This window comes from Streptomyces sp. NPDC002888, from assembly GCF_042888465.1.
Lineage (GTDB): Bacteria > Actinomycetota > Actinomycetes > Streptomycetales > Streptomycetaceae > Streptomyces.
On the sequence record NZ_JBIAPU010000002.1, the window covers coordinates 22,541 to 43,335 of the forward strand.

Annotated in this window: 17 protein-coding genes and 1 pseudogene; 11 read left to right on the plus strand and 7 right to left on the minus strand. The window is 71.1% G+C overall.

What is annotated here, in order from left to right:
- Nucleotides 1-58 precede the first annotated feature (58 nt).
- Both ACFYWX_RS03070 and ACFYWX_RS03075 read left to right on the plus strand, forming a co-directional pair.
- Entirely contained in the window at nt 59-1,036 is a 978-nt protein-coding gene (locus tag ACFYWX_RS03070; RefSeq protein WP_389422197.1) for an NTP transferase domain-containing protein, read from the plus strand.
- A complete protein-coding gene (locus tag ACFYWX_RS03075) occupies nt 1,033-2,436 on the plus strand; it encodes a molybdopterin molybdotransferase MoeA (RefSeq protein ID WP_389422198.1) in 1,404 nt (467 codons plus the stop codon). The genes ACFYWX_RS03070 and ACFYWX_RS03075 overlap by 4 nt, the downstream gene beginning before the upstream one ends.
- A 7-nt stretch (nt 2,437-2,443) precedes the next feature.
- On the opposite strand, the gene ACFYWX_RS03080 is transcribed toward ACFYWX_RS03075, so the two are convergent.
- Nucleotides 2,444-3,556 carry a potassium channel family protein gene (locus tag ACFYWX_RS03080; RefSeq protein ID WP_389422199.1) on the minus strand — a complete coding sequence of 371 codons (1,113 nt, stop codon included), beginning with the start codon at nt 3,554-3,556 and terminating at the stop codon, nt 2,444-2,446.
- An 88-nt stretch (nt 3,557-3,644) separates the two neighbouring features.
- Here ACFYWX_RS03080 and ACFYWX_RS03085 point away from each other — a divergent pair.
- Nucleotides 3,645-4,313: pseudogene (locus ACFYWX_RS03085) on the plus strand (potassium channel family protein); the annotation flags it as partial.
- 37 nt (nt 4,314-4,350) lie between these two features.
- Here ACFYWX_RS03085 and ACFYWX_RS03090 read toward each other — a convergent pair.
- Entirely contained in the window at nt 4,351-5,199 is an 849-nt protein-coding gene (locus ACFYWX_RS03090) for an ABC transporter permease (RefSeq protein WP_389422200.1), read from the minus strand.
- The gene (locus ACFYWX_RS03095) at nt 5,196-6,191 is read right to left on the minus strand and encodes an ATP-binding cassette domain-containing protein (protein WP_389422201.1); all 996 of its coding nucleotides are present in this window, start codon (nt 6,189-6,191) and stop codon (nt 5,196-5,198) included. The genes ACFYWX_RS03090 and ACFYWX_RS03095 overlap by 4 nt, the downstream gene beginning before the upstream one ends.
- Nucleotides 6,192-6,319: 128 nt before the next feature.
- Here ACFYWX_RS03095 and ACFYWX_RS03100 point away from each other — a divergent pair, with 128 nt between their 5' ends.
- Nucleotides 6,320-7,303: an NAD(P)H-quinone oxidoreductase gene (locus ACFYWX_RS03100; RefSeq protein WP_389422202.1), complete on the plus strand. Its 984-nt coding sequence runs from the start codon at nt 6,320-6,322 to the stop codon at nt 7,301-7,303.
- A 21-nt stretch (nt 7,304-7,324) separates the two neighbouring features.
- Here the strand turns inward: ACFYWX_RS03100 and ACFYWX_RS03105 are convergent, their stop codons facing one another.
- Nucleotides 7,325-7,783, minus strand: coding sequence for a hypothetical protein (locus tag ACFYWX_RS03105; RefSeq protein ID WP_389422203.1), 459 nt, complete (start codon nt 7,781-7,783; stop codon nt 7,325-7,327).
- 163 nt (nt 7,784-7,946) lie between these two features.
- On the opposite strand from ACFYWX_RS03105, the gene ACFYWX_RS03110 reads away from it, so the two are divergent.
- Complete coding sequence (locus ACFYWX_RS03110; protein WP_389422204.1) at nt 7,947-8,492, plus strand: bacterial proteasome activator family protein; 546 nt, start codon at nt 7,947-7,949, stop codon at nt 8,490-8,492.
- Nucleotides 8,493-8,603: 111 nt separating this feature from the next.
- Here ACFYWX_RS03110 and ACFYWX_RS03115 read toward each other — a convergent pair whose 3' ends face one another.
- Entirely contained in the window at nt 8,604-10,259 is a 1,656-nt protein-coding gene (locus ACFYWX_RS03115; RefSeq protein ID WP_389422205.1) for a protein kinase, read from the minus strand.
- 335 nt (nt 10,260-10,594) lie between these two features.
- Here ACFYWX_RS03115 and ACFYWX_RS03120 point away from each other — a divergent pair, with 335 nt between their 5' ends.
- Nucleotides 10,595-12,178 carry a protein kinase gene (locus ACFYWX_RS03120; RefSeq protein WP_389422206.1) on the plus strand — a complete coding sequence of 528 codons (1,584 nt, stop codon included), beginning with the start codon at nt 10,595-10,597 and terminating at the stop codon, nt 12,176-12,178.
- A 90-nt stretch (nt 12,179-12,268) separates the two neighbouring features.
- Here ACFYWX_RS03120 and ACFYWX_RS03125 read toward each other — a convergent pair whose 3' ends face one another.
- A complete protein-coding gene (locus tag ACFYWX_RS03125; RefSeq protein ID WP_389422207.1) occupies nt 12,269-13,438 on the minus strand; it encodes a phosphotransferase in 1,170 nt (389 codons plus the stop codon).
- Between the two features lie 499 nt (nt 13,439-13,937).
- Between ACFYWX_RS03125 and pdhA the strand changes: the two genes are divergently transcribed.
- From pdhA to ACFYWX_RS03140, 3 genes are read left to right on the plus strand one after another with little or no spacing between them, the layout of a single operon-like run.
- The gene (gene pdhA / locus ACFYWX_RS03130) at nt 13,938-15,170 is read left to right on the plus strand and encodes a pyruvate dehydrogenase (acetyl-transferring) E1 component subunit alpha (RefSeq protein ID WP_389422208.1); all 1,233 of its coding nucleotides are present in this window, start codon (nt 13,938-13,940) and stop codon (nt 15,168-15,170) included.
- Between the two features lies 1 nt (nt 15,171).
- The gene (locus ACFYWX_RS03135) at nt 15,172-16,158 is read left to right on the plus strand and encodes an alpha-ketoacid dehydrogenase subunit beta (RefSeq protein ID WP_389422209.1); all 987 of its coding nucleotides are present in this window, start codon (nt 15,172-15,174) and stop codon (nt 16,156-16,158) included.
- A 10-nt stretch (nt 16,159-16,168) separates the two neighbouring features.
- A complete protein-coding gene (locus tag ACFYWX_RS03140; RefSeq protein ID WP_389422210.1) occupies nt 16,169-17,620 on the plus strand; it encodes a dihydrolipoamide acetyltransferase family protein in 1,452 nt (483 codons plus the stop codon).
- Between the two features lie 81 nt (nt 17,621-17,701).
- Here the strand turns inward: ACFYWX_RS03140 and ACFYWX_RS03145 are convergent, their stop codons facing one another.
- The gene (locus ACFYWX_RS03145; RefSeq protein WP_389422211.1) at nt 17,702-18,607 is read right to left on the minus strand and encodes a D-alanyl-D-alanine carboxypeptidase family protein; all 906 of its coding nucleotides are present in this window, start codon (nt 18,605-18,607) and stop codon (nt 17,702-17,704) included.
- A gap of 210 nt (nt 18,608-18,817) precedes the next feature.
- Here ACFYWX_RS03145 and ACFYWX_RS03150 point away from each other — a divergent pair, with 210 nt between their 5' ends.
- Entirely contained in the window at nt 18,818-19,480 is a 663-nt protein-coding gene (locus tag ACFYWX_RS03150) for a GntR family transcriptional regulator (RefSeq protein ID WP_389422212.1), read from the plus strand.
- Complete coding sequence (locus ACFYWX_RS03155; RefSeq protein ID WP_389422213.1) at nt 19,477-20,793, plus strand: nitrate/nitrite transporter; 1,317 nt, start codon at nt 19,477-19,479, stop codon at nt 20,791-20,793. The genes ACFYWX_RS03150 and ACFYWX_RS03155 overlap by 4 nt, the downstream gene beginning before the upstream one ends.
- The last annotated feature ends 2 nt before the right edge of the window (nt 20,794-20,795 follow it).

Here is a 20,795-nt window from a genome sequence, read left to right on the forward strand (position 1 = left end):
GCGCCCCGCAGGCGGACAGACGTTCCCTTGTGATCGTGGCGGCACGCATACTCGGGGGGTGACCTCGATCGATCCTCCCGGTGTTCCCGGCACCGACGACCGCCACGGCCACGACGCCGTCGTGCTCGCCGGCGGTGGGGCCCGGCGGCTCGGCGGGGCGGACAAGCCCGGGGTCCGGGTGGGCGGCCGCGCGCTGCTCGACCGGGTGCTCGCCGCCTGCGCCGACGCGCGTACGACCGTCGTCGTCGCCGACCCCCGGCCCACCGTCCGGCCCGTGCGCTGGGTGCGCGAGGACCCGCCCGGCGCGGGCCCCCTCGCCGCGCTCGACGCCGGTCTGCACCGCACCACGGCGGAGGACGTCGTCGTCCTCTCCGCCGACCTGCCCTTCCTCCGGGACGGCACGGTACGGCGGTTGCTCACCACTCTGCGGGCCGGCGACGCCGACGGTGTGCTCGTCGCCGACGCCGACGGCCGCGACCAGCCGCTCGTGGCCGCTTACCGGGCGCCCGCGCTGCGCCACAGGCTCGCGGCCCTCACCGTCGAGCACGGCGGCCTCACCGGGCTGCCCCTGCGCCGGCTGACCGCCGGGCTCGACCTCACCCGCGTCCCCGACCCCGTCGCCTCCTTCGACTGCGACACCTGGGACGACATCGCCACCGCCAGGGCACGTATCAGGGAGCATGGCCACGTGTTGGATGAATGGATTTCCGCAGTCAAGGACGAGCTGGGCATCGACCTCGACGTCGACACCGGCGTACTGCTCGACCTCGCCCGTGACGCCGCCCACGGAGTGGCACGCCCCGCGGCGCCGCTGACCACCTTCCTCGTCGGCTACGCCGCCGCGCAGGCCCAGGGCGGTCCCGAGGCCGTCGCCGAAGCCGCCCGCAAGGCCGCGGCACTGGCGGTGCGCTGGGCCGACGAGGCCACCGAGACCAAGCCCGACGCGACATCCGAGGCCAAGCCCGACCTGGCCCCCGACGCCACGCCCGACCAGGCTCCCGACGCCACGCCCGGCGCCCGTCCGGACGCCGGATGACCGCCCCCGGCATTCGGGGCGGTCAGGATGCCGAGGACCTCGACGTCGAGGAGGTGCTCGCCCTCGTGAACGAAGCCCACGGCTCCGCCCGGCCCCACGGCGCCCACGGCCCCGCCCCCGAGCCCACCACCCCACGCCCCTCCCACCGCCCGGACGCCCATCACAAGGCCACTCCCTGGCCCGAGGCCCAGGCGATCGCCGCGCGCGCCGCCCAGGCCGCGGCCCGCCGCCGGACCCCGGTCTCCGTGGCCCTCGCCGACGCCCTCGGCCTGGTGCTGGCCGCCCCCCTCACCGCGCTCACCGACCTCCCCTCCTTCGACACCTCCGCGATGGACGGCTGGGCGGTCGCGGGACCCGGCCCGTGGGACGTCCGCGCCGAGGGCGTGCTGGCCGGGCATGCCGCCCCCGAACCCCTCGCCGACGGTGAGGCCGTCCGTATCGCCACCGGAGCCCGCATCCCCCGGGACACCACCGCGGTGCTGCGCAGTGAGCACGGCCGTACCGACGACAAGGGCCGACTGCACGCGGCCTTCCCCCAGGACTCGGTCCGAGCGGGAGGAGCGCCCACCCTGGGGCACGGCCAGGACATCCGACCGCGCGGCCAGGAGTGCCGCATCGGTGACCAGCTGCTCCCGGTCGGCACCCTGGTGACCCCGGCGGTCCTCGGCCTCGCCGCGGCCGCCGGGTACGACACCGTCACCGCCGTTCCCCGCCCCCGCGTCGACGTCATGGTCCTGGGCGACGAGTTGCTCACCGAGGGCCTGCCGCACGACGGGCTCATCCGCGACGCTCTCGGCCCGATGCTTCCGCCCTGGCTCCGTGCGCTGGGCGCCGAGGTCACCGCCGTGGTCCGGCTCGGCGACGACGCGAAGGCGCTGCACAAGGCGATCACCAGCAGCGACGCCGACCTGATCGTCACCACGGGCGGCACCGCGGCGGGCCCCGTCGACCACGTCCACCCGACCCTGCGCCGCATCGGCGCCGAACTCCTGGTGAACGGCGTCAAGGTGCGCCCCGGCCACCCCATGCTGCTGGCCCGCACCAAGGAGGACCAGCACCTCGTCGGCCTGCCCGGAAACCCCCTTGCGGCCGTCTCCGGTCTGCTCACGCTCGCCGAGCCCCTGCTGCGCACCCTCGCCGCCCGCCCTGCCCCGGAGCCCTACACGCTGCCTCTCCAGGACGCGGCGCACGGCCACCCGCACGACACCCGGCTCATCCCTGTTGTCCTGCGCGGCGACCGTGCCGTGCCGCTGCACTACAACGGTCCGGCCATGCTGCGCGGCATCGCGGCGGCCGACGCCCTCGCGGTCGTACCGCCGGGCGGCGCCCGGCCCGGTCAGGAGGCGGAACTGCTCGACCTGCCCTGGGCGAGCGCCGGAATCGGCGTGTGTTTCACGTGAAACACACCTACTCGGCAGTGACCCGGGGGCGGCTGACCGTGATCACCCGGTCGCCCCGACGGAGCTCGGTCAGCCGCGGATCGGCGTAGTCCAGCACCTGCTGACTGCGGACGACGGCGACGACCAGGTCCGCGCAGGCACGGGGCGTGAGCCCCACCTCCTCGTCCGCCACGGGGCGTTCGATGAGGTCCAGCCCGCTGCCCAGGGTCATGAGGTCTTCGAGGGTCCTGGCCACGGCAGGGCTGACCATGGAGACGCCGAGCAGGCGGCCGGCGGAGCTGGAGCTGGTGACGACGGTGTCCGCGCCGCTCTGCTTGAGCAGCGGCACGTTCTCGTCCTCGCGGGCGGCGGCGACGATCGTGGCGCGCCGGTTCAGCTGGCGGGCGGTGAGCGTGACCAGGGCGGCCGTGTCGTCGCGCTGCGGTGCGACGATCACCCGGGAGGCGCTCTGCACCTCGGCCTTCAGCAGGGTCTCGGACCGGGTGGCGTCCCCGGTCACCGACACCATCCCGTCGTCGCCGGCCGCGTGCGCCGCCTTGTGCTGCGCGTCCACGACGACGATCCGGTCCTTGGCGATGCCCTGTCCGATCAGGGTCTCCACGGCGTGGCGTCCCTTGGTGCCGTATCCGACGACCACGACGTGGTCGCGGGTGCGGCCGCGCCAGCGGTGGATGCGGACCTGCTGGCGGGTGCGCTCGGTGAGGACCTCCAGGGTGGTGCCGACCAGGATGATCAGGAAGAGCACCCGCAGCGGCGTGATGACGAAGACGTTGGTGAGCCGGGCGGCGTCGCTCACCGGGGTGATGTCGCCGTAGCCGGTGGTGGAGAGCGTGACGGTGGCGTAGTACATCGCGTCGATGAAGTCGACGGAGTCGTCGGAGCTGTCCTTGTAGCCCCCGTGGTCGACATAGACGATCAGCGTGGTGAGGGCCAGCACCAGCAGGGCCATGGCCAGGCGCCGCAGGACCTGCTGGAGCGGCGGGACGCCGGTGCGTGCCGGCATCGTGATGAAATGGCCCGCCTCCTGGTCCTCGCGGGCCTCCCTGCGCGAGCCGTACCAGAGGGACCGCAGGAGCGGCAGCCTCCTCGTCCTGGAAGGCTGTGGCTCGTCGTCCCTCATCGCGTGCGCCCCTTGTGGTGGTGATCCGAACAATGGGCACCATGGTTACGGACGGGGGCGCACCCGTCATCACCAACACGGCCACGGGAGGCCCCTCTTGCGTGACCACACCGTCGTCGTCGGCTTCGGCACGAAGGGACGGTCCGCGATCCGGACCGTCTGTGTGGCGGGCCTGCGGAAGGAACAGGTCGTCGTCATCGACCCCAGCGCGAAGGCGATCGACACGGCGAGGGCCGAGGGCTTCGAGGGCGTGGTCGGGGACGCGACCCGCAGCGACGTCCTGCGGCGGGCCGAGGTGCAGCGGGCGGGGAAGATCATCATCGCGACGGAGCGCGACGACACCGCGGTGCTGGTGACGTTGACCGCGCGCCAGCTCAACCGCGGCGCGACCATCGTGGCAGCGGTCCGCGAGGAGGAGAACGCGCCGCTGCTGAAGCAGTCCGGTGCCGACGAGGTCATCACCAGCGCCGGTGCGGCCGGCCGCCTCCTGGGGCTGTCCGTGCTCAGCCCCGCCGCCGGCGCGGTCATGGAGGACCTCATGAGCCAGGGCAGCGGGCTCGACATCGTCGAACGGCCCGTCACCAAGGCGGAGACGGGCCGCAGTCCGCGGGAGACGGACGACCTGGTCGTCAGCGTCGTACGCGGACACCGGGTGCTGGGCTACGACGATCCGGCCGTCGGGGTGCTGGAGTTGACGGACCGTGTCATCACGATCGTCCGCGTGCCGCCACCCGCGAAGCGGGACGGGCGGCACTGAGCGCTGCTTCGCGAAGCGGGACGGGCGGCACTGAGCGCTACTTGCGGTTGTACAGCCGCATCGTGACGGGTCCGAAGACGAGCACGAACAGGCCGGCCCACCCCAGCGACCAGGCGATCTCGTCGGCCGGCCAGTCACCTGCCATCAACTCGCGGACCGCGGACGCCAGATGGGTGACCGGGCTGTTGTTGACGAATGCCTGCAGCCAGCCCGGCATGGTGCTGGGGTCGACGAAGACGTTGGACAGGAAGGTGAGCGGGAAGATCACCATCATGCTGACGCCCATCACCGACTTCTCGGTGCGCAGCAGCAGCCCGAACATCGTCCAGATCCACGAGAACGCGAACGAGAAGACGATCAGCAGGGCGACCCCGGCGACCACACCCGCGACCCCGCCGTCCGGCCGGTAGCCGAGGATCATGCCGACGGTGAGCATCACCACGGACGCGATGGCGTAGCGCAGGGCGTCGCCGAGCAGATAGCCGACCATCGTGGCCGGGCGCCAGATCGGCAGCGAACGGAAGCGGTCGAAGACGCCCTTGTCGATGTCCGTGTTGACCGAGACACCGGTGTACATCGTGATCATCACGACCGACATCACGAGGATGCCCGGCAGCAGGAACTGGATGTACTCCTTCGGCGAGCCGGCCAGCGCCCCGCCGAACAGGTACGTGTACATCAGCACCATCATGATCGGGAAGGCGGTGACGTCGAAGAGCTGCTCGGGGACGTGTTTGATCTTGAGTACGGCCCGCCAGCCGAAGGTCAGGGAGGCCGACCACGCGCTGGGCCGCGGCGGCCGTTCCTTGGCGACGAGCAGCGCGGTCAGCGACTCGGTGCTGACGGGGGCGAGGTCCTGGGTGTCGGTCGTCGTCGCGGTGCTCATGCCGCCACCTCGTCCTTCGCGTCGCGCGTGTCGTGTCCGGTGAGAGCGAGGAAGACCTCGTCCAGGCTGGGCTGACCCAGCGAGAAGTTGTCGACGACGATGCCCGCGCGGGCCAGTTCACCGAGGGCCCGTGCGGCCTGCTCGGCGGCCGCGTCGCTCGCCGCCGCACCGAGCCTGGCCGTCAGCGCCACCGGGTCGGGCTCCGGCTGCACCTCCGCGTCCAGCGCCAGCCGCAGCACCCGCTCGGCCTCCGCCCGCTGCGCCGGATCCCGTAGCCGCAGATGGACGGATCCGGCGCCGACGGACGCCTTCAGCTCGCCCTTGGTGCCTTCGGCGATGACTTTGCCGTGGTCGATGACGGCGATCCGGGACGCCAGCTGGTCGGCCTCGTCCAGGTACTGCGTGGTCAGCAGCACGGTGGTGCCCTGCGCGACCACGGCCCGCACGATGTCCCACACCTGGTTGCGGCTGCGCGGGTCGAGACCGGTGGTCGGCTCGTCGAGGAAGAGCAGGTCGGGTGTGTTGAGGATGGACGCGGCGATGTCGATGCGGCGCCGCATGCCGCCCGAGTAGTGCTTGACCTGCTTTCCCGCCGCCTCACTGAGCCCGAAGGCCTCCAGCAGCAGGCCGGAACGCTCCCTGGCCGCCTTCTTGTCGTGCCCGAGCAGACGGCCGAGCAGAACGAGGTTCTCGGTGCCGGTGAGGTCCTCGTCCACGGACGCGTACTGGCCGGTGAGGCTCACCCGGGCGCGCACGGCGTCGGCGTCCCGTACGACGTCGTGCCCGAAGACATGGGCTTCGCCGCCGTCGGGCCTGAGCAGCGTGGCGAGCATCTTGACGGTGGTGGTCTTGCCGGCGCCGTTCGGGCCGAGGACGCCGTAGACCGTGCCGGTGGGCACGGCCAGGTCGACTCCGTCGACGGCCCGGGTCTCGCCGAACGTCTTGACCAGGCCCGCGGTCTCGATGGCCAGGCCGGACGTGTGCTGGCTCATGGTGGGGTGTCCTTCCGCGTACATGGGTGACGCATGAGGAGACCTTTACCGTCCCGCGAACTCATCGGTGATCGCACCCGGAATTTCCGCAGGAGGCCCTTCGGCGTCTGCGGGGTAGCGTCCCTCTCATGCATGCGATCACGATTCCCGAACCTGGTGGACCCGAGGCGCTGGTGTGGGACGAGGTGCCCGACCCGGTGCCCGGTGAGGGCGAGGTCCTGGTCGAGGTGGTGGCCAGTGCCGTCAACCGGGCCGACATTCTTCAGCGGCAGGGCCACTACAGCCCGCCGCCCGGCGCGTCCCCGTATCCCGGCCTGGAGTGCTCGGGCCGTGTCGCCGCTCTCGGCCCCGGTGTCTCCGGCTGGGCCGTCGGCGACGAGGTGTGCGCGCTGCTCGCGGGCGGCGGTTACGCCGAGCGGGTCGCCGTCCCCGCCGGACAGCTGCTGCCGGTGCCCGAGGGCGTCGGTCTCACGCAGGCCGCGGCGCTGCCGGAGGTGGTCTGCACGGTCTGGTCGAACGTCTTCATGATCGCGCACCTCCGCCCGGGCGAGACCGTGCTCGTGCACGGCGGCTCCAGCGGCATCGGCACCATGGCGATCCAGCTGGCGAGGGCCGTCGGCGCGAGGATCGCCGTCACGGCGGGCACCAAGGAGAAGCTGGAGTACTGCGCCGGGCTCGGCGCGGACATCCTGATCAACTACCGCGAGCAGGACTTCGTCGCCGAGATCGAGCAGGCCACGGACGGCAAGGGCGCCGACGTGATCCTCGACAACATGGGCGCCAAGTACCTCGAGCGCAACGTTCAGGCCCTCGCCGTCAACGGCCGGCTCGCGGTCATCGGCCTCCAGGGCGGGATCAAGGGCGAGCTGAACCTCGGTGCGCTGCTGAGGAAGAGCGCCGCGATCAGCGCGACCTCGCTGCGGGGCCGCTCGCTCGGCGAGAAGACGGCCATCGTGGCGGCCGTACGCGAGCACGTCTGGCCCCTGCTCGCCGACGGTCACGTCCGCCCGGTCATCGACCGTGAGGTCCCGATGAACGACGCTGCCACCGCCCACCGGGTGGTGGAGGAGAGCGGCCACGTCGGCAAGGTGCTGCTGGTCACGCCCCAGTAGAAGAAGCCGCCGTGGCGGTCTCTAGACCCGGCGCAGCCGGAGGGCGAGGAAGGCGAGGCCGAGACCGAGGCCGATGAGGACCAGGCCGCTGCCGAGGGGCAGGATCCGCAGCACGCGTCCGACGGGCTGTTCCTCGGTGGAGCCGGCGCCGGGCGTCTTGGAGGGCACGAGACCGGCTTCGCCGGGCGGCTCGGTCGCGGGCGTGGGCTCTTCGTCGTCGACGCCCGACTCGGCGGACTCGCTCTCGTCGTCCTCGCCCTCCCCTTCCTCCTCGCCCTCCCTTTCCTCATCGCTCCGCCCCGGCCGCACCTTGCCCACCCCGGCCCGGCTTCCGGCCCGGTCCGGGGCGGAGGGGGACGCGGAAGGGGTGTCGTACGACGACACGCTCCCGTACGAGACGCCGCCGTACGCCGACGCACCCCCCTGCAGCAGCAGGAAACCCGCGCCCACCACGCACAACGCCCGCCGCCATGGAGTCACGTCCGTGACCCCCTCTCGGTGTCCAGTCGTCAAGAAAAGATCCCATAATCCTGGCATTCAGAAATTATCGGGGCACTCTGGACTGCTCCGAACGGAAACGGTGGATCACCCTGCACCGGGGGCACCACGGTGATGAGGTGTAGGCGTGCGAGAGAATGGCGGCATGGAGATGCCGAGGAACGAAAGATCGCCGGACAACGCCCAGCGGATCCTGGTCGTGGGCCAGGACGGCATGGCACTAGGCGGCATCGACGCAGACGAGGACTCCCGTGAGATCCCGGTGACGGAGCAGGTCGAACAGCCGGCCAAGGTCATGCGGATCGGAAGCATGATCAAGCAGCTCCTCGAAGAGGTGCGCGTGGCTCCCCTGGACGAGGCCAGCCGGGTCCGGCTCAAGGAGATCCACGCCAGCTCGGTCAAGGAGCTGGAGGACGGTCTGGCGCCGGAGCTCGTCGAGGAGCTGGAACGGCTCTCCCTGCCGTTCACGGACGAGGCGACCCCGAGCGATGCCGAACTGCGGATCGCGCAGGCCCAGTTGGTCGGATGGCTGGAGGGCCTGTTCCACGGCATCCAGACCACACTGTTCGCCCAGCAGATGGCCGCGCGCGCCCAGTTGGAGTCGATGCGCCGCGCTCTCCCGCCGGGCGCGAGCCACGAGGGCGGCGACGACCCGCGCGCGGGCGGCCGTTCGGGCGGGCCGTACCTCTAGACAACCCCACCTGTAAAAAGGGGCCCGGCTAGACAACCCCACCTGTAAAAAGGGGCCCGGCGACCGACGCCGGGCCCTTTCGCTTGCCGTCCGTCAGGGGCGGCCCGCTCGTCAGGACGGCGGGTTCCCCGTGGACACGCTGAGCTCGACCTCGGGCATGTCTTTCGGGTCGACGTCGGTCCCGGCGGAGGGGAACTGGTCCATGACCGCGCCCTCGCCGTAGGTGTTCTCTTGCTCGTCCTTGATCTTGAAAGTCCAGCCGGCCGCCTGGAAGCACGCCTGGACCGACTTGATGTACTTGAACTTGAAGTCCGGGATCTGGATCTTGTCGGGGTCGTTGTACGACTCCTGAGGCTCGCTGCACTCGGTCGGGTCGATCGTCTTCGACGTGTCCGGCCCGCGGTAGCCCGCCGCCTTGGTCGCCGTCGCCGTCGGGCTCGCGCTGCCGCCGCCTTCGTTGTCGCTGCCGCCGCCCCCGTTCAGGGTCAGCGCGGCGATCAGGCCGCCGACCGCGAGGACGGCCACCACGGCCGAGCCGATGATCACCGGCCTGTTGCTCTTGCCGCTCCCGGAGCCCGAACCGGGCCCGCCGCCGGAGGGCGACCCGGCCACGGTCTGCGGGGTGACGTGGTACGGCGACGGGGTCTGCGGGCCGGGGCCGTACCCGCCCGGAGTGGGCGTCTGGTAGCCGCCCTGCTGCGGGTAGCCGTACGCGGGGGAGGGCGTCGGAGCGCCGTACGGGTTCGGTGTCGGGGCCGGCTGGTACGGCGTCTGGACGTTCCCCTGGGGCGCCGGGGTCGCCTGGTCGACCGGCGGGAACACCGCGGAGCCGACGCCCGCACCGCTCTGCGTGGGCGCGCCCGGGACGATGCTCGGCGGGGCAGCCTGGAAGGAGGCCGCCACCCGCAGGCACTCGTCGCGCATGGAGACCGAGGTCGGAAAACGTTCGTTCGGGTTCTTCTTCAGCGCACGGGTGATCAGCGCGTCCACGGCCGGCGGCAGCGCCCGGTTGATCGACGAGGAGGCCACCGGCTCCTCCTGCACGTGCGCGTACGCGATCGCCAGCGGGGAGTCCGCGTCGAACGGCAGCCGCCCGGTGACCAGTTGGAAGAGCATGATGCCGACGGAGTACAGGTCGCTGCGGGCGTCCACGCCCCGGCCGAGCGCCTGCTCCGGCGAGAGGTACTGCGGGGTGCCGACGACCATGCCGGTCTGCGTCATCGACGTGACGCCCGACTGCATGGCGCGGGCGATGCCGAAGTCCATCACCTTGATGACGCCGCGCTTGGTCACCATCACGTTGCCGGGCTTGATGTCCCGGTGGACCAGCCCCATCTCGTGGCTGATCTCCAGCGCGGCGAGCACGTCGGCGGTGACCTTCAGCGCCTTGTCGGCGGGCATCGCGCCGAACTGCCGCACGTCCTCGTCCAGCACCGAGCCGAGCGGGCGGCCCTCGACGTACTCCATGACGATGTACGGCGTGGTCATGCCGTCCACGTCGTCCTCGCCGGTGTCGAAGACGGAGACGATGTTGGTGTGCGTGAGCTTGGCCACGGCCTGGGCCTCGCGGCGGAAGCGCTCGCGGAAGGCCTGCTCGCGACCGAGCTCGGTGTGGAGTGTCTTGATCGCGACCTGTCGGTCGAGCACCGCGTCGTACGCGAGGTGCACGGAGGCCATGCCGCCCTCGCCGAGCAAGTCGCGCAACTGATAGCGGCCGCCGGCGAGCGACCGCCCCGCATACCGGCCCTGTGCGGCGTCCTGGCTCATGTTCTCGCGTCCCCCACTGGCCTTCAGGCGCCGGCGAATGTCGTTGATCCAATGTGCTATTCCCGGCCAAGTCTGCCCCAGGGCACTGACACGTCAAGCTCGGTGCCCGTTCCGTGACCGTACGCGAAAGAAGCGTCGCGCAAGCGTTACCGCGGACGTACGCCCGGCACACAGAATTTGCACGACAGCGCCTGCTAACGGTTTCATGGCCGGTCTGTCTCGGACCGGTCGCCGGGGTCTTCCCGAACCGGAGGCTTGCGCGGAGGCTGTAGCGTGGCCGACGGAGACCGTAACAACACCGCGCGTACCGCGGGCAGAAACGACGGCGAGGACTGATGGCACAGCAGCGCGCTCAGGGCCCGTCCGACCCCGAGGCGAGTGGCGGCGGTATGTCAGACGCGCCTGAACTGTGGGGTAACGGCGGGCTGGTCGGGGACGGCCGGTACAGGTTGACCGGCAGACTCGGCCGGGGCGGCATGGCCGAGGTGTTCGCGGCCGAGGACGTACGTCTCGGGCGCACCGTGGCCGTGAAGCTCCTGCGGGCCGATCTCGCCGAGGACCCCGTGTCCAAGGCCCGCTTCACGCGCGAGGCCCAGTCGGTGGCGGGCCTCAACCACCACGCGATCGTCGCCGTGTACGACTCCGGCGAGGACGTCGTGGGCGGCCAGTCCGTGCCGTACATCGTGATGGAGCTGGTCGAGGGCCGCACCATCCGCGACCTGCTGCTGAACGCCGAGGCACCCGGCCCGGAGCAGGCCCTGATCATCGTCTCGGGTGTCCTGGAGGCGCTGGCCTACTCGCACCAGCACGGCATCGTGCACCGCGACATCAAGCCGGCCAACGTCATCATCACCCACAACGGCGCCGTCAAGGTGATGGACTTCGGCATCGCCCGCGCCCTGCACGGCGCGTCCACGACGATGACGCAGACCGGCATGGTCATGGGCACCCCGCAGTACCTCTCCCCGGAGCAGGCGCTCGGCAAGGCCGTCGACCACCGCTCCGACCTGTACGCCACGGGCTGCCTGCTGTACGAACTGCTCGCGCTGCGTCCGCCGTTCACCGGCGAGACCCCGCTGTCGGTGGTCTACCAGCACGTCCAGGACATCCCGGTGCCCCCGTCCCAGACCTCGGAGGGCGCGGCCCCGCCCGAACTCGACGGGCTCGTCATGCGCTCCCTCGCCAAGGAGCCGGACGACCGTTTCCAGACCGCCGAGGAGATGCGCGGGCTGGTCCAGTACGGGCTGCAGATGCTGTACGACCAGGGCGGCCACACCGGCACCTGGGACACCGGACCCGTCACCTCGCACGGGGGCCGGAACACCCCGGCCGGGGGCTTCGCGGGCACCACGGCGATGCCGCACCCGGGCGACTCCTCCGGCACCACGCAGATTCCGCAGCCGATCCTGCCCTCCGGGTACGGCGGCGGTGACGAGGGCGGCTTCGAGGGCCACGGCAACCGGGGCAGCGGCCGCGGCAAGCTGTGGATACTGGCCGTCCTCGCGGTGATCGCCATCGCGGCGGGCGTGGCGCTCGCGCTGAACAACGACGGTTCGGGCAAGGGCGGGGGCGAGACCACGAAGTCGCCGACCCAGTCCGCCCAGACGTCCAAGGAAGAGCAGCCCTCGGAGACTCCGAGCGACGAGGTGTCCGAGCAGCCGAGCGACAACACGTCGGACGACGACAACACGGGTTCGGGCTCCGGCTCGTACTACTCGCCGTCGCCCGCCCCGTCGTACACGCAGTCCCCGTCGGCCAGCAGCCAGCCGAGCGACGAGCCGTCGGACGAGCCGACCGCGACGCAGCCGTCGGACACGGCGACTGCCTCGCCGCCCGAGCCGAGCCAGCCGGAGACGGACCCGGTGGACGGCGGCACGGACAACGGCGGCACGACGGGCGTCGGCGGCCTGGGCGGCTGACCAGCCATTACACGCGCGTGGGGCCTTGACGGGGCTCCACGCGCGCGTGCGTTTGTGCGGCCGCTCTCGTGTCGGCCCTCGAAGCTCGTGTCAGCCCATGAACGTGCCGCTGACCGCGTCGTACTCGCGTGTCCACCACACCGCGAGCGCCGACGCCGCCGGGAACTGGGAGTCCGCGCGGGTGTCGCCCCGCTCGTAGTGCCAGCGCAGCATCCAGAAGTCGTTGAGCCGCTCCCACCACACGCGGTGCACGGCCGCCGCGAGCTCCGCGGGCGAGGCCCCGGCCGTACGCCGGTACGCGCGCGCGTACGCCCGTACCTTCGGCAGGTCGAGGGTGCCGTCCGGCCGTACGAAGAAGATGGCGGCGGCGCGTACGGCCTCCTCCGCGCGGGGCTGTACGCCGAGCCGGTCCCAGTCGACGATCGCGGCGGGCGCGTCCCCCCGGTAGAGCAGGTTGAACGGGTGGAAGTCCCCGTGCACCCACCCGACCGACTTCCCGCGCGGAGGCCGCCGGTCCGCGTGCCGCTCCAGCAGGTCCCGCCGCTCCAGGAGCCGGTGCCGGGCCAACTCGTCGAAGGAGTCGGCGGGCCGGTGCCGGCGCACGCGCGCGAGCAGGTCGTCGATGAGGGCGAAGGTGTCGGCGGGGTGGGCACTCTCGGAGGGCGGGGCGCCCGCGGAGGGCGGGGCGCCCGCGGAGGGCGGGGCGGTCCGCCGAGCACCCCACGCGCGCGTGTGCTGCGGCACGCATGTCCGTGACCTGCGCTCTTTTCCGCATGTGCGGTGCTGTACGCACGTCCGCGCGCTCGGCTCCTCACCCGGCCCACGGAACCCGTCGCGGGCCCGCTCCCGCACCGGCATCACGCGCTCCAGGCTCGCGTGTACCACCCCCAGAAGCGCCCCCAGCCGGGTGCACTCGACGGTGGTGAGCTGGGCGCCGTGGCGGTGGCGGCCGTCGATCCAGGGGTGCAGGGCGTAGGCGTGACCGCCGATCACGGCGACCGTGCGTCCGTCGCGGTCGGCCAGCGGCGGCGCCACGGGAACGCCCAGGTCGGCCAGGCGCCGGGTGGCCCGGTGCTGGCGGGCGATGGCGGCCGGGTCGGCGGTCTCCGGGTCGAAGTGGTGCTTGAGGAAGTAGCGGCCGCGGGTCGTGCGGAGCCGGTAGCCGCGGTTCAGGAGCCCCTGGTCGACGGGTTCGCAGACGAGCGCGGAACCGGCGGCGTACTGACGGAGCAAGGCGCTCAGCGGGGGCGCATGGGGCATGAGGGGTGGTACACAAGATCGCGGCACGCGCAGATGCTAGGGCACGATCCCGGCCCGTGAGCTGGGTGTTGTCACAGGCAGTCGCCCGCAGTCACTTTCGGTCGCACCGTGGTTGAAATTCTGATTTCTCTCCCATTGCTCCGACGGAGTCGTTCAAGAACTCTTCCCGATCCCGGGGTGACCGGGATAACGTGCCGGTGTTCCGGCCCCCTGCCAGGCTGTAACCAGAGCTGTGACCAGCGGCTCCTCCGGATATCTGCGAAGTACTCGGACCTCCAAGCAGAAAATACTTGGAAATCCAAGCAAAAATGCAGGTCAGGAGGGGTTTCACAGAAATGTGGAGCACTGGGTAACGTGACGTGATGCAGGGCGCTCGCCGGGGCACCTGTCACGCCTGTTCCCGGCCGAGTGGCACCCACCCCGTGCAACGGGTGTCGGAAACAGGTGAGCCGCACTGGAACCCGGCAATCCCGGGGGCCGGACCGACGGAGGAGCACACGTGACCGTGGAGAGCACTGCCGCGCGCACACCGCGACGCAGCGCCGGGAGCAAGGCCGGCACCGCCGGTGCCAAAGCAGCCGGCACCACCGGCAGCAAGCGCACCACCCGCACGACCGCCAAGAAGGGAACCGCCGCCCAGCAGGGCGCCGACCCCGAGCTCGTGCAGCTGCTGACGCCCGAGGGCGAGCGCGTCAAGAACGCCGAGTACGACAAGTACGTCGAGGCCGTCACCCCCGAAGAGCTCCGGGGCCTCTACCGCGACATGGTGCTCACCCGCCGCTTCGACGCCGAGGCGACCTCCCTGCAGCGCCAGGGCGAGCTGGGCCTGTGGGCCTCGCTGCTCGGCCAGGAGGCCGCCCAGATCGGCTCCGGCCGGGCCCTGCGCGACGACGACTACGTCTTCCCGACCTACCGCGAGCACGGCGTCGCCTGGTGCCGCGGCGTCGATCCGACGAACCTCCTCGGCATGTTCCGCGGCGTGAACAACGGCGGCTGGGACCCCAACAGCAACAACTTCCAGCTCTACACGATCGTCATCGGCTCCCAGACCCTGCACGCCACGGGCTACGCGATGGGCGTCGCCAAGGACGGCGCGGACTCGGCCGTCATCGCCTACTTCGGCGACGGCGCCTCCAGCCAGGGCGACGTCGCGGAGTCCTTCACCTTCTCCGCGGTCTACAACGCCCCCGTGGTGTTCTTCTGCCAGAACAACCAGTGGGCGATCTCCGAGCCCACCGAGAAGCAGACCCGGGTGCCGCTCTACCAGCGCGCCCAGGGCTACGGCTTCCCGGGCGTGCGCGTCGACGGCAACGACGTCCTGGCCTGCCTCGCGGTGACGAAGTCGGCGCTGGAGCGGGCCCGCGCCGGTGAGGGTCCGACGCTGGTCGAGGCGTACACGTACCGCATGGGCGCCCACACCACCTCCGACGACCCCACCCGCTACCGCCACGACGACGAGCGGGCGGCCTGGGAGGCGAAGGACCCGATCCTGCGGCTGCGCCGCTACCTCGAGGCCTCAAACCACGCGAACGAGGGATTCTTCGCGGAACTGGAGGCCGAGAGCGAGGCGTTGGGCAAACGAGTGCGCGAAGCGGTCCGTGCCATGCCGGACCCGGATCACTTCGCCATCTTCGAGAACGTGTACGCGGACGGGCACGCGCTCGTCGACGAGGAGCGTGCACAGTTCGCCGCCTACCAGGCGTCGTTCGCGGACGTAGAGGGGGGTCACTGAAATGGCCGAGACTGTCAAAAACATGGCATTGGCCAAGGCGATCAACGAGTCGCTGCGCCGCGCCCTGGAGACCGACCCCAAGGTCCTCATCATGGGCGAGGACGTGGGCAAACTCGGCGGCGTCTTCCGCGTCACCGACGGCCTGCAGAAGGACTTCGGCGAGAGCCGCGTCATCGACACCCCGCTCGCGGAATCCGGCATCGTCGGTACCGCCATCGGCCTCGCCCTGCGCGGCTACCGCCCCGTGGTGGAGATCCAGTTCGACGGCTTCGTCTTCCCCGCCTACGACCAGATCGTCACCCAGCTCGCCAAGATGCACGCCCGCTCCCTGGGCAAGGTCAAACTCCCCGTCGTCGTCCGTATCCCCTACGGCGGCGGCATCGGCGCGGTCGAGCACCACTCCGAGTCCCCCGAGGCCCTCTTCGCGCACGTCGCCGGCCTGAAGATCGTCTCCCCGTCCAACGCCTCGGACGCCTACTGGATGATGCAGCAGGCCATCCAGAGCGACGACCCGGTGATCTACTTCGAACCCAAGCGCCGCTACTGGGACAAGGCCGAGGTCAGCACGGAGGCGATCCCGGGCCCGCTGCACAAGGCGCGCGTGGTCCGCGACGGCACCGATCTCACTCTCGCCGCCTACGGGCCCATGGTGAAGCTCTGCCAGGAGGCGGCCGACGCGGCCGCCGAGGAGGGCAAGTCCCTGGAGGTCGTCGACCTGCGCTCGGTCTCCCCCCTCGACTTCGACACCATCCAGACGTCGGTCGAGAAGACCCGTCGCCTGGTCGTCGTCCACGAAGCACCGGTCTTCTTCGGCTCCGGCGCCGAGATCGCCGCCCGCATCACCGAACGCTGCTTCTACCACCTGGAAGCCCCCGTCCTGCGCGTCGGCGGCTACCACGCCCCCTATCCGCCCGCCCGCCTGGAAGAGGAGTACCTGCCGGGCCTGGACCGGGTACTCGACGCCGTCGACCGCGCCCTGGCGTACTGAGGAGAGGGTCGTGACGACGATGACAGAAGCGTCCGTACGCGAGTTCAAGATGCCCGACGTGGGTGAGGGACTCACCGAGGCCGAGATCCTCAAGTGGTACGTCCAGCCCGGCGACACGGTGACCGACGGCCAGGTGGTCTGCGAGGTCGAGACCGCCAAGGCGGCCGTCGAACTCCCCATCCCCTACGACGGCGTGGTCCGCGCACTCCACTTCACCGAGGGCACCACGGTGGATGTGGGCACGTCGATCATCGCGGTGGACGTGGCAGGCGGGGCCCCGACTCAGGCACAGGCGGAGGCACCGGCAGCCCCCGCCGAGACGACGGCACCGAAGGAAGAGCCAAAGCCGGAGGCCTCGGGCACGAGCGCGGGCGCGAAACGCCAGCCGGTCCTCGTCGGCTACGGCGTGGCCGCCTCCTCCACCAAGCGCCGCCCCCGCAAGGGCCCGGAGGTCCCGGTCCCCAAGGCCCCGGTCCAGGAGGCGTCGACGGCGCTCCGGACGGAGCTGAACGGCCACGGCGGCGCGGTCGCTCCCGCCGCTCCCGCCGCTGCCAAGAAGCGCCCCCTGGCCAAGCCTCCGGTGCGCAAGCTGGCGAAGGACCTGGGCGTCGACCTGGCGACGATCACCCCGTCCGGCCCGGGCGGCATCATCACCCGCGAGGACGTCCACGCGGCGGCGGCACCGCCCGTGCCGGCTCCCGCGCCGGTGGCGGCACCGGTCGTCGCGGCGCCCCAGGCACCTGTGCCGGCGTACGACGCGGCCCGCGAGACGCGCATCCCGGTCAAGGGCGTGCGCAAGGCGACGGCCGCGGCGATGGTCGGCTCGGCCTTCACGGCTCCGCACGTCACGGAGTTCGTGACGGTCGACGTGACCCGCACGATGAAGCTGGTCGAGGAGCTCAAGCAGGACAAGGAGATGCAGGGCCTGCGGGTCAACCCGCTGCTGCTGGTCGCCAAGGCCCTGCTGGTCGCCATCAGGCGCAACCCGGACATCAACGCGTCCTGGGACGAGGCCAACCAGGAGATCGTGGTCAAGCACTACGTGAACCTGGGCATCGCGGCGGCCACCCCCCGCGGCCTCATCGTCCCCAACATCAAGGACGCCCACGCCAAGACCCTGCCGCAACTGGCGGAGTCCCTGGGAGACCTGGTGGCGACGGCGAGGGAGGGCAAGACGTCCCCCGCCGCCATGCAGGCCGGCACGGTCACCATCACCAACGTCGGCGTCTTCGGCGTCGACACCGGCACGCCCATCCTCAACCCCGGCGAGTCGGCGATCCTCGCGATCGGCGCGATCAAACTCCAGCCCTGGGTGCACAAGGGCAAGGTCAAGCCCCGCCAGGTCACCACCCTGGCCCTCTCCTTCGACCACCGCCTGGTCGACGGCGAGCTGGGCTCCAAGGTCCTCGCCGACATCGCGGCGATCCTGGAGAACCCCAAGCGCCTGATCACCTGGGCGTAACAGCGAAGAGCCGCGCACCCCGACCGGGGTGCGCGGCTCTCTGCTGCCGGCTCAGTTCAGCTCAGCTCGGTTCCGCTCAGCTCAGCTCAGCTTGGCGAAGCCGTAGTTCATGAGCTTCGTCGCGTCGGTGGCGCGCTGGGGGATGCCGGTGGAGGCGAGGACCGTACCGATGACGGTCTTGCCGCCGCGGGTGGCGGCGAAGACGAGGCAGTACTTGGCCTCGGGGCCGGAGCCGGTCTTCACGCCGATCGCGCCGCTGTAGCTGCTGAGCAGCGTGTTCGTGTTCTCCCACGCCGCCATGGTGCGGGTGCTGCCCGTCTTGGTGGTCGTCTTCGCGGTGTACTTCTTGGTCTTGACGATCGCGCGGAAATTGGCGTTCTTCATCGCACTGCTGGCGATCTTCGTCAGGTCCTTCGCCGTCGAGTAGTTGGCGCCGTGACCGATGCCGTCGAAGGAGTCGAAGTTCGTGTTCTTCAGGCCGAGGTTCTTCGCCTCGGTGTTCATCTTGCCGATGAACGACTTCACGCGCGCGGCGCGCGTGGTGCCCGTGCCGAACGTGTCGGCCAGGGCGTACGCGGCGTCACAGCCGGAGGGCAGCATCAGCCCGTACAGCAGCTGACGGACGGTGACCTTGTCGCCCACGATGAGCTTGGCGTTGGAGGCGTAGTTGTTGGCGACGATGTAGTCGCTGTACGCCTTCTGGATCGTGACCTTGGCGTCGAGGTTCAGGTTGCGCTGCGCCAGCACGACCTTCGCGGTCATGATCTTCGTGGTGGAGCCGGTGGAGAGCCTGGTGTCGGCGCCCTTCCCGTACAGCTGGGCGCCGTTGGCGTTGTTCATCACGAAGCCGGTCTTCGCGGCGATCGTGGGGGTGGCAACGGCCTGCGCGGGTGCCGCAGTGAGGGCTCCGGTAGCGAGCACGGCGCCGGTGGTGACGGCGACCGCGGCGGCCCTGCGGAAGCGAATGCTCTTAATGCCGGTGATCAACTGAGATACCCCAATTGCTGTGAATGCCCCTTGTGTACGGCCCAGTTGGTGGGGGAAGAAAGAGGGGCCGCACGTGTGTGACACGTAAGTAGCACAGATGGTTGTGCGAGTTCTCGGGCGGGGTTCGATAACGCACCGCCGACGGGCTCCTCGGCGTCCGCATCGTGGACGTCCCCCCTCATGCGTACGTGTTGTATCTATCCTGTGGACATGCCCTCCGCCCCGCCCGCCCCCGTCAAGCAGCCCCCCGCAGCCGACCGCGTCTACGCCCACGTCAAGCAGGGCGTCCTGGACCGCCGTTACGAGGGCGGGACCCTGCTCACCGAGGGCGAGCTCGCCGAGGCCGTCGGGGTGTCGCGCACCCCGGTGCGCGAGGCGCTGCTGCGGCTGGAGGTGGAGGGGCTGATCAAGCTCTACCCGAAGAAGGGCGCCCTGGTCCTGCCCGTCTCCGCGCAGGAGATCGCGGACGTGGTGGAGACCCGGCTGCTCGTCGAGGAGCACGCCCTGCGCAAGGCCGTACCCGCCCCGCTGGGCCTCGTCGAGCGCCTTGAAGAACTGCTCACGCGGCAGAAGGAACAGGCAGCCGCCGGCGACCTGGCCGGGGCCGCGGTCACCGACCGCTGTTTCCACGCCGAGATCGTCCGCAGCGGCGGCAACGAGATCCTCTCCCGCCTCTACGACCAGCTCCGCGACCGCCAGCTGCGCATGGGCGTCGCCATCATGCACTCCCACCCGGACCGCATCTCCAAGACCCTCGCCGAACACGAGGAGATCCTGCGGGCGCTGCGCTCCGGCGACGCCGAGGAGGCCGTCGCGATCGTCCACCGGCACATCGGCTGGTTCTCGCACCTGGCACGGGGCGAGGTCCGATGAGGGCCGGAGCGGGCTCGTCGGCCAACTCCACCCTTCCGGGTGATCCGCCGGGCGGCCGACGCGCCGTCGCCGTCTGGGGCATCGGCGTCTCCGTCTACTTCGTCGCCGTCATCTTCCGTACGTCCCTGGGGGTCGCCGGCCTCGACGCCGCCGACCGCTTCCACGTGGGCGCCTCGGCCCTGTCGACGTTCTCGATCCTCCAGCTCCTCGTCTACGCGGGGATGCAGATACCGGTCGGCCTGCTGGTGGACCGGCTCGGCACCAAGAAGGTGCTGGGCATCGGCGTCGTGCTGTTCACGGCCGGACAGCTGGGCTTCGCGTTCTCGCCGTCGTACGGCACGGCCCTCGCCTCGCGAGCGCTGCTCGGCCTCGGTGACGCGATGACGTTCATCAGCGTGCTGCGGCTCGGCACCCGTTGGTTCCCGGCCCGGCGCGGACCGGTGATCGCGCAGATGGCGGGCCTGGCCGGGATGGCGGGCAACCTGGTCTCCACCCTCGTCCTGGCCCGGCTGCTGCACGGCATCGGCTGGACGGCGGCGTTCGCGGGCAGCGCGGTCGCGGGTGTCGTGGTCCTCGTCCTCCTGCTGCTCTTCCTGAAGGACCACCCCGAGGGGCACGAGCCCGCGCCGATGCCGCACCTGGGGGCGGCGTACGTACGGCGGCAGATCGCCGCGTCCTGGCGGGAACCGGGGACGCGCCTCGGGATGTGGGTGCACTTCACGACCCAGTTCCCGGCGATGGTGTTCCTGCTGCTGTGGGGGCTGCCGTTCCTGGTCGAGGCGCAGGGGCTCAGCCGGGCCGCGGCGGGTGAGCTGCTGACCCTCGTCGTGGTGTCGAACATGGTCATCGGCCTCGTCTACGGTCAGCTCATCGCCCGGCACCACGGGGCACGCCTGCCGCTCGCCCTCGGGACCGTCGGCACGACCGCGCTGGTGTGGGCGGCGACGCTGGCCTACCCCGGCGACCGCGCGCCGATGTGGCTGCTCGTCGCGCTGTGCGCGGTGCTCGGCGCGTGCGGCCCCGCCTCCATGATCGGCTTCGACTTCGCCCGCCCGGCGAACCCGCCGGAGCGTCAGGGGACGGCGTCCGGCATCACCAACATGGGCGGTTTCACCGCCTCCATGACGACGCTGTTCGCGGTCGGGGTGCTGCTGGACGCCACCGGTGACGACTACACGATCGCCTTCTCCGCCGTCTTCGTCCTCCAGGCCCTGGGCATCACCCAGATCCTCCGCCTGCGCAGGCGGGCGGCGCGCAGGGAGCGCGAGCGCCTGGTCGCGAGCCGGGTGGAGACGGTGCACGTGCCGGCGTGACG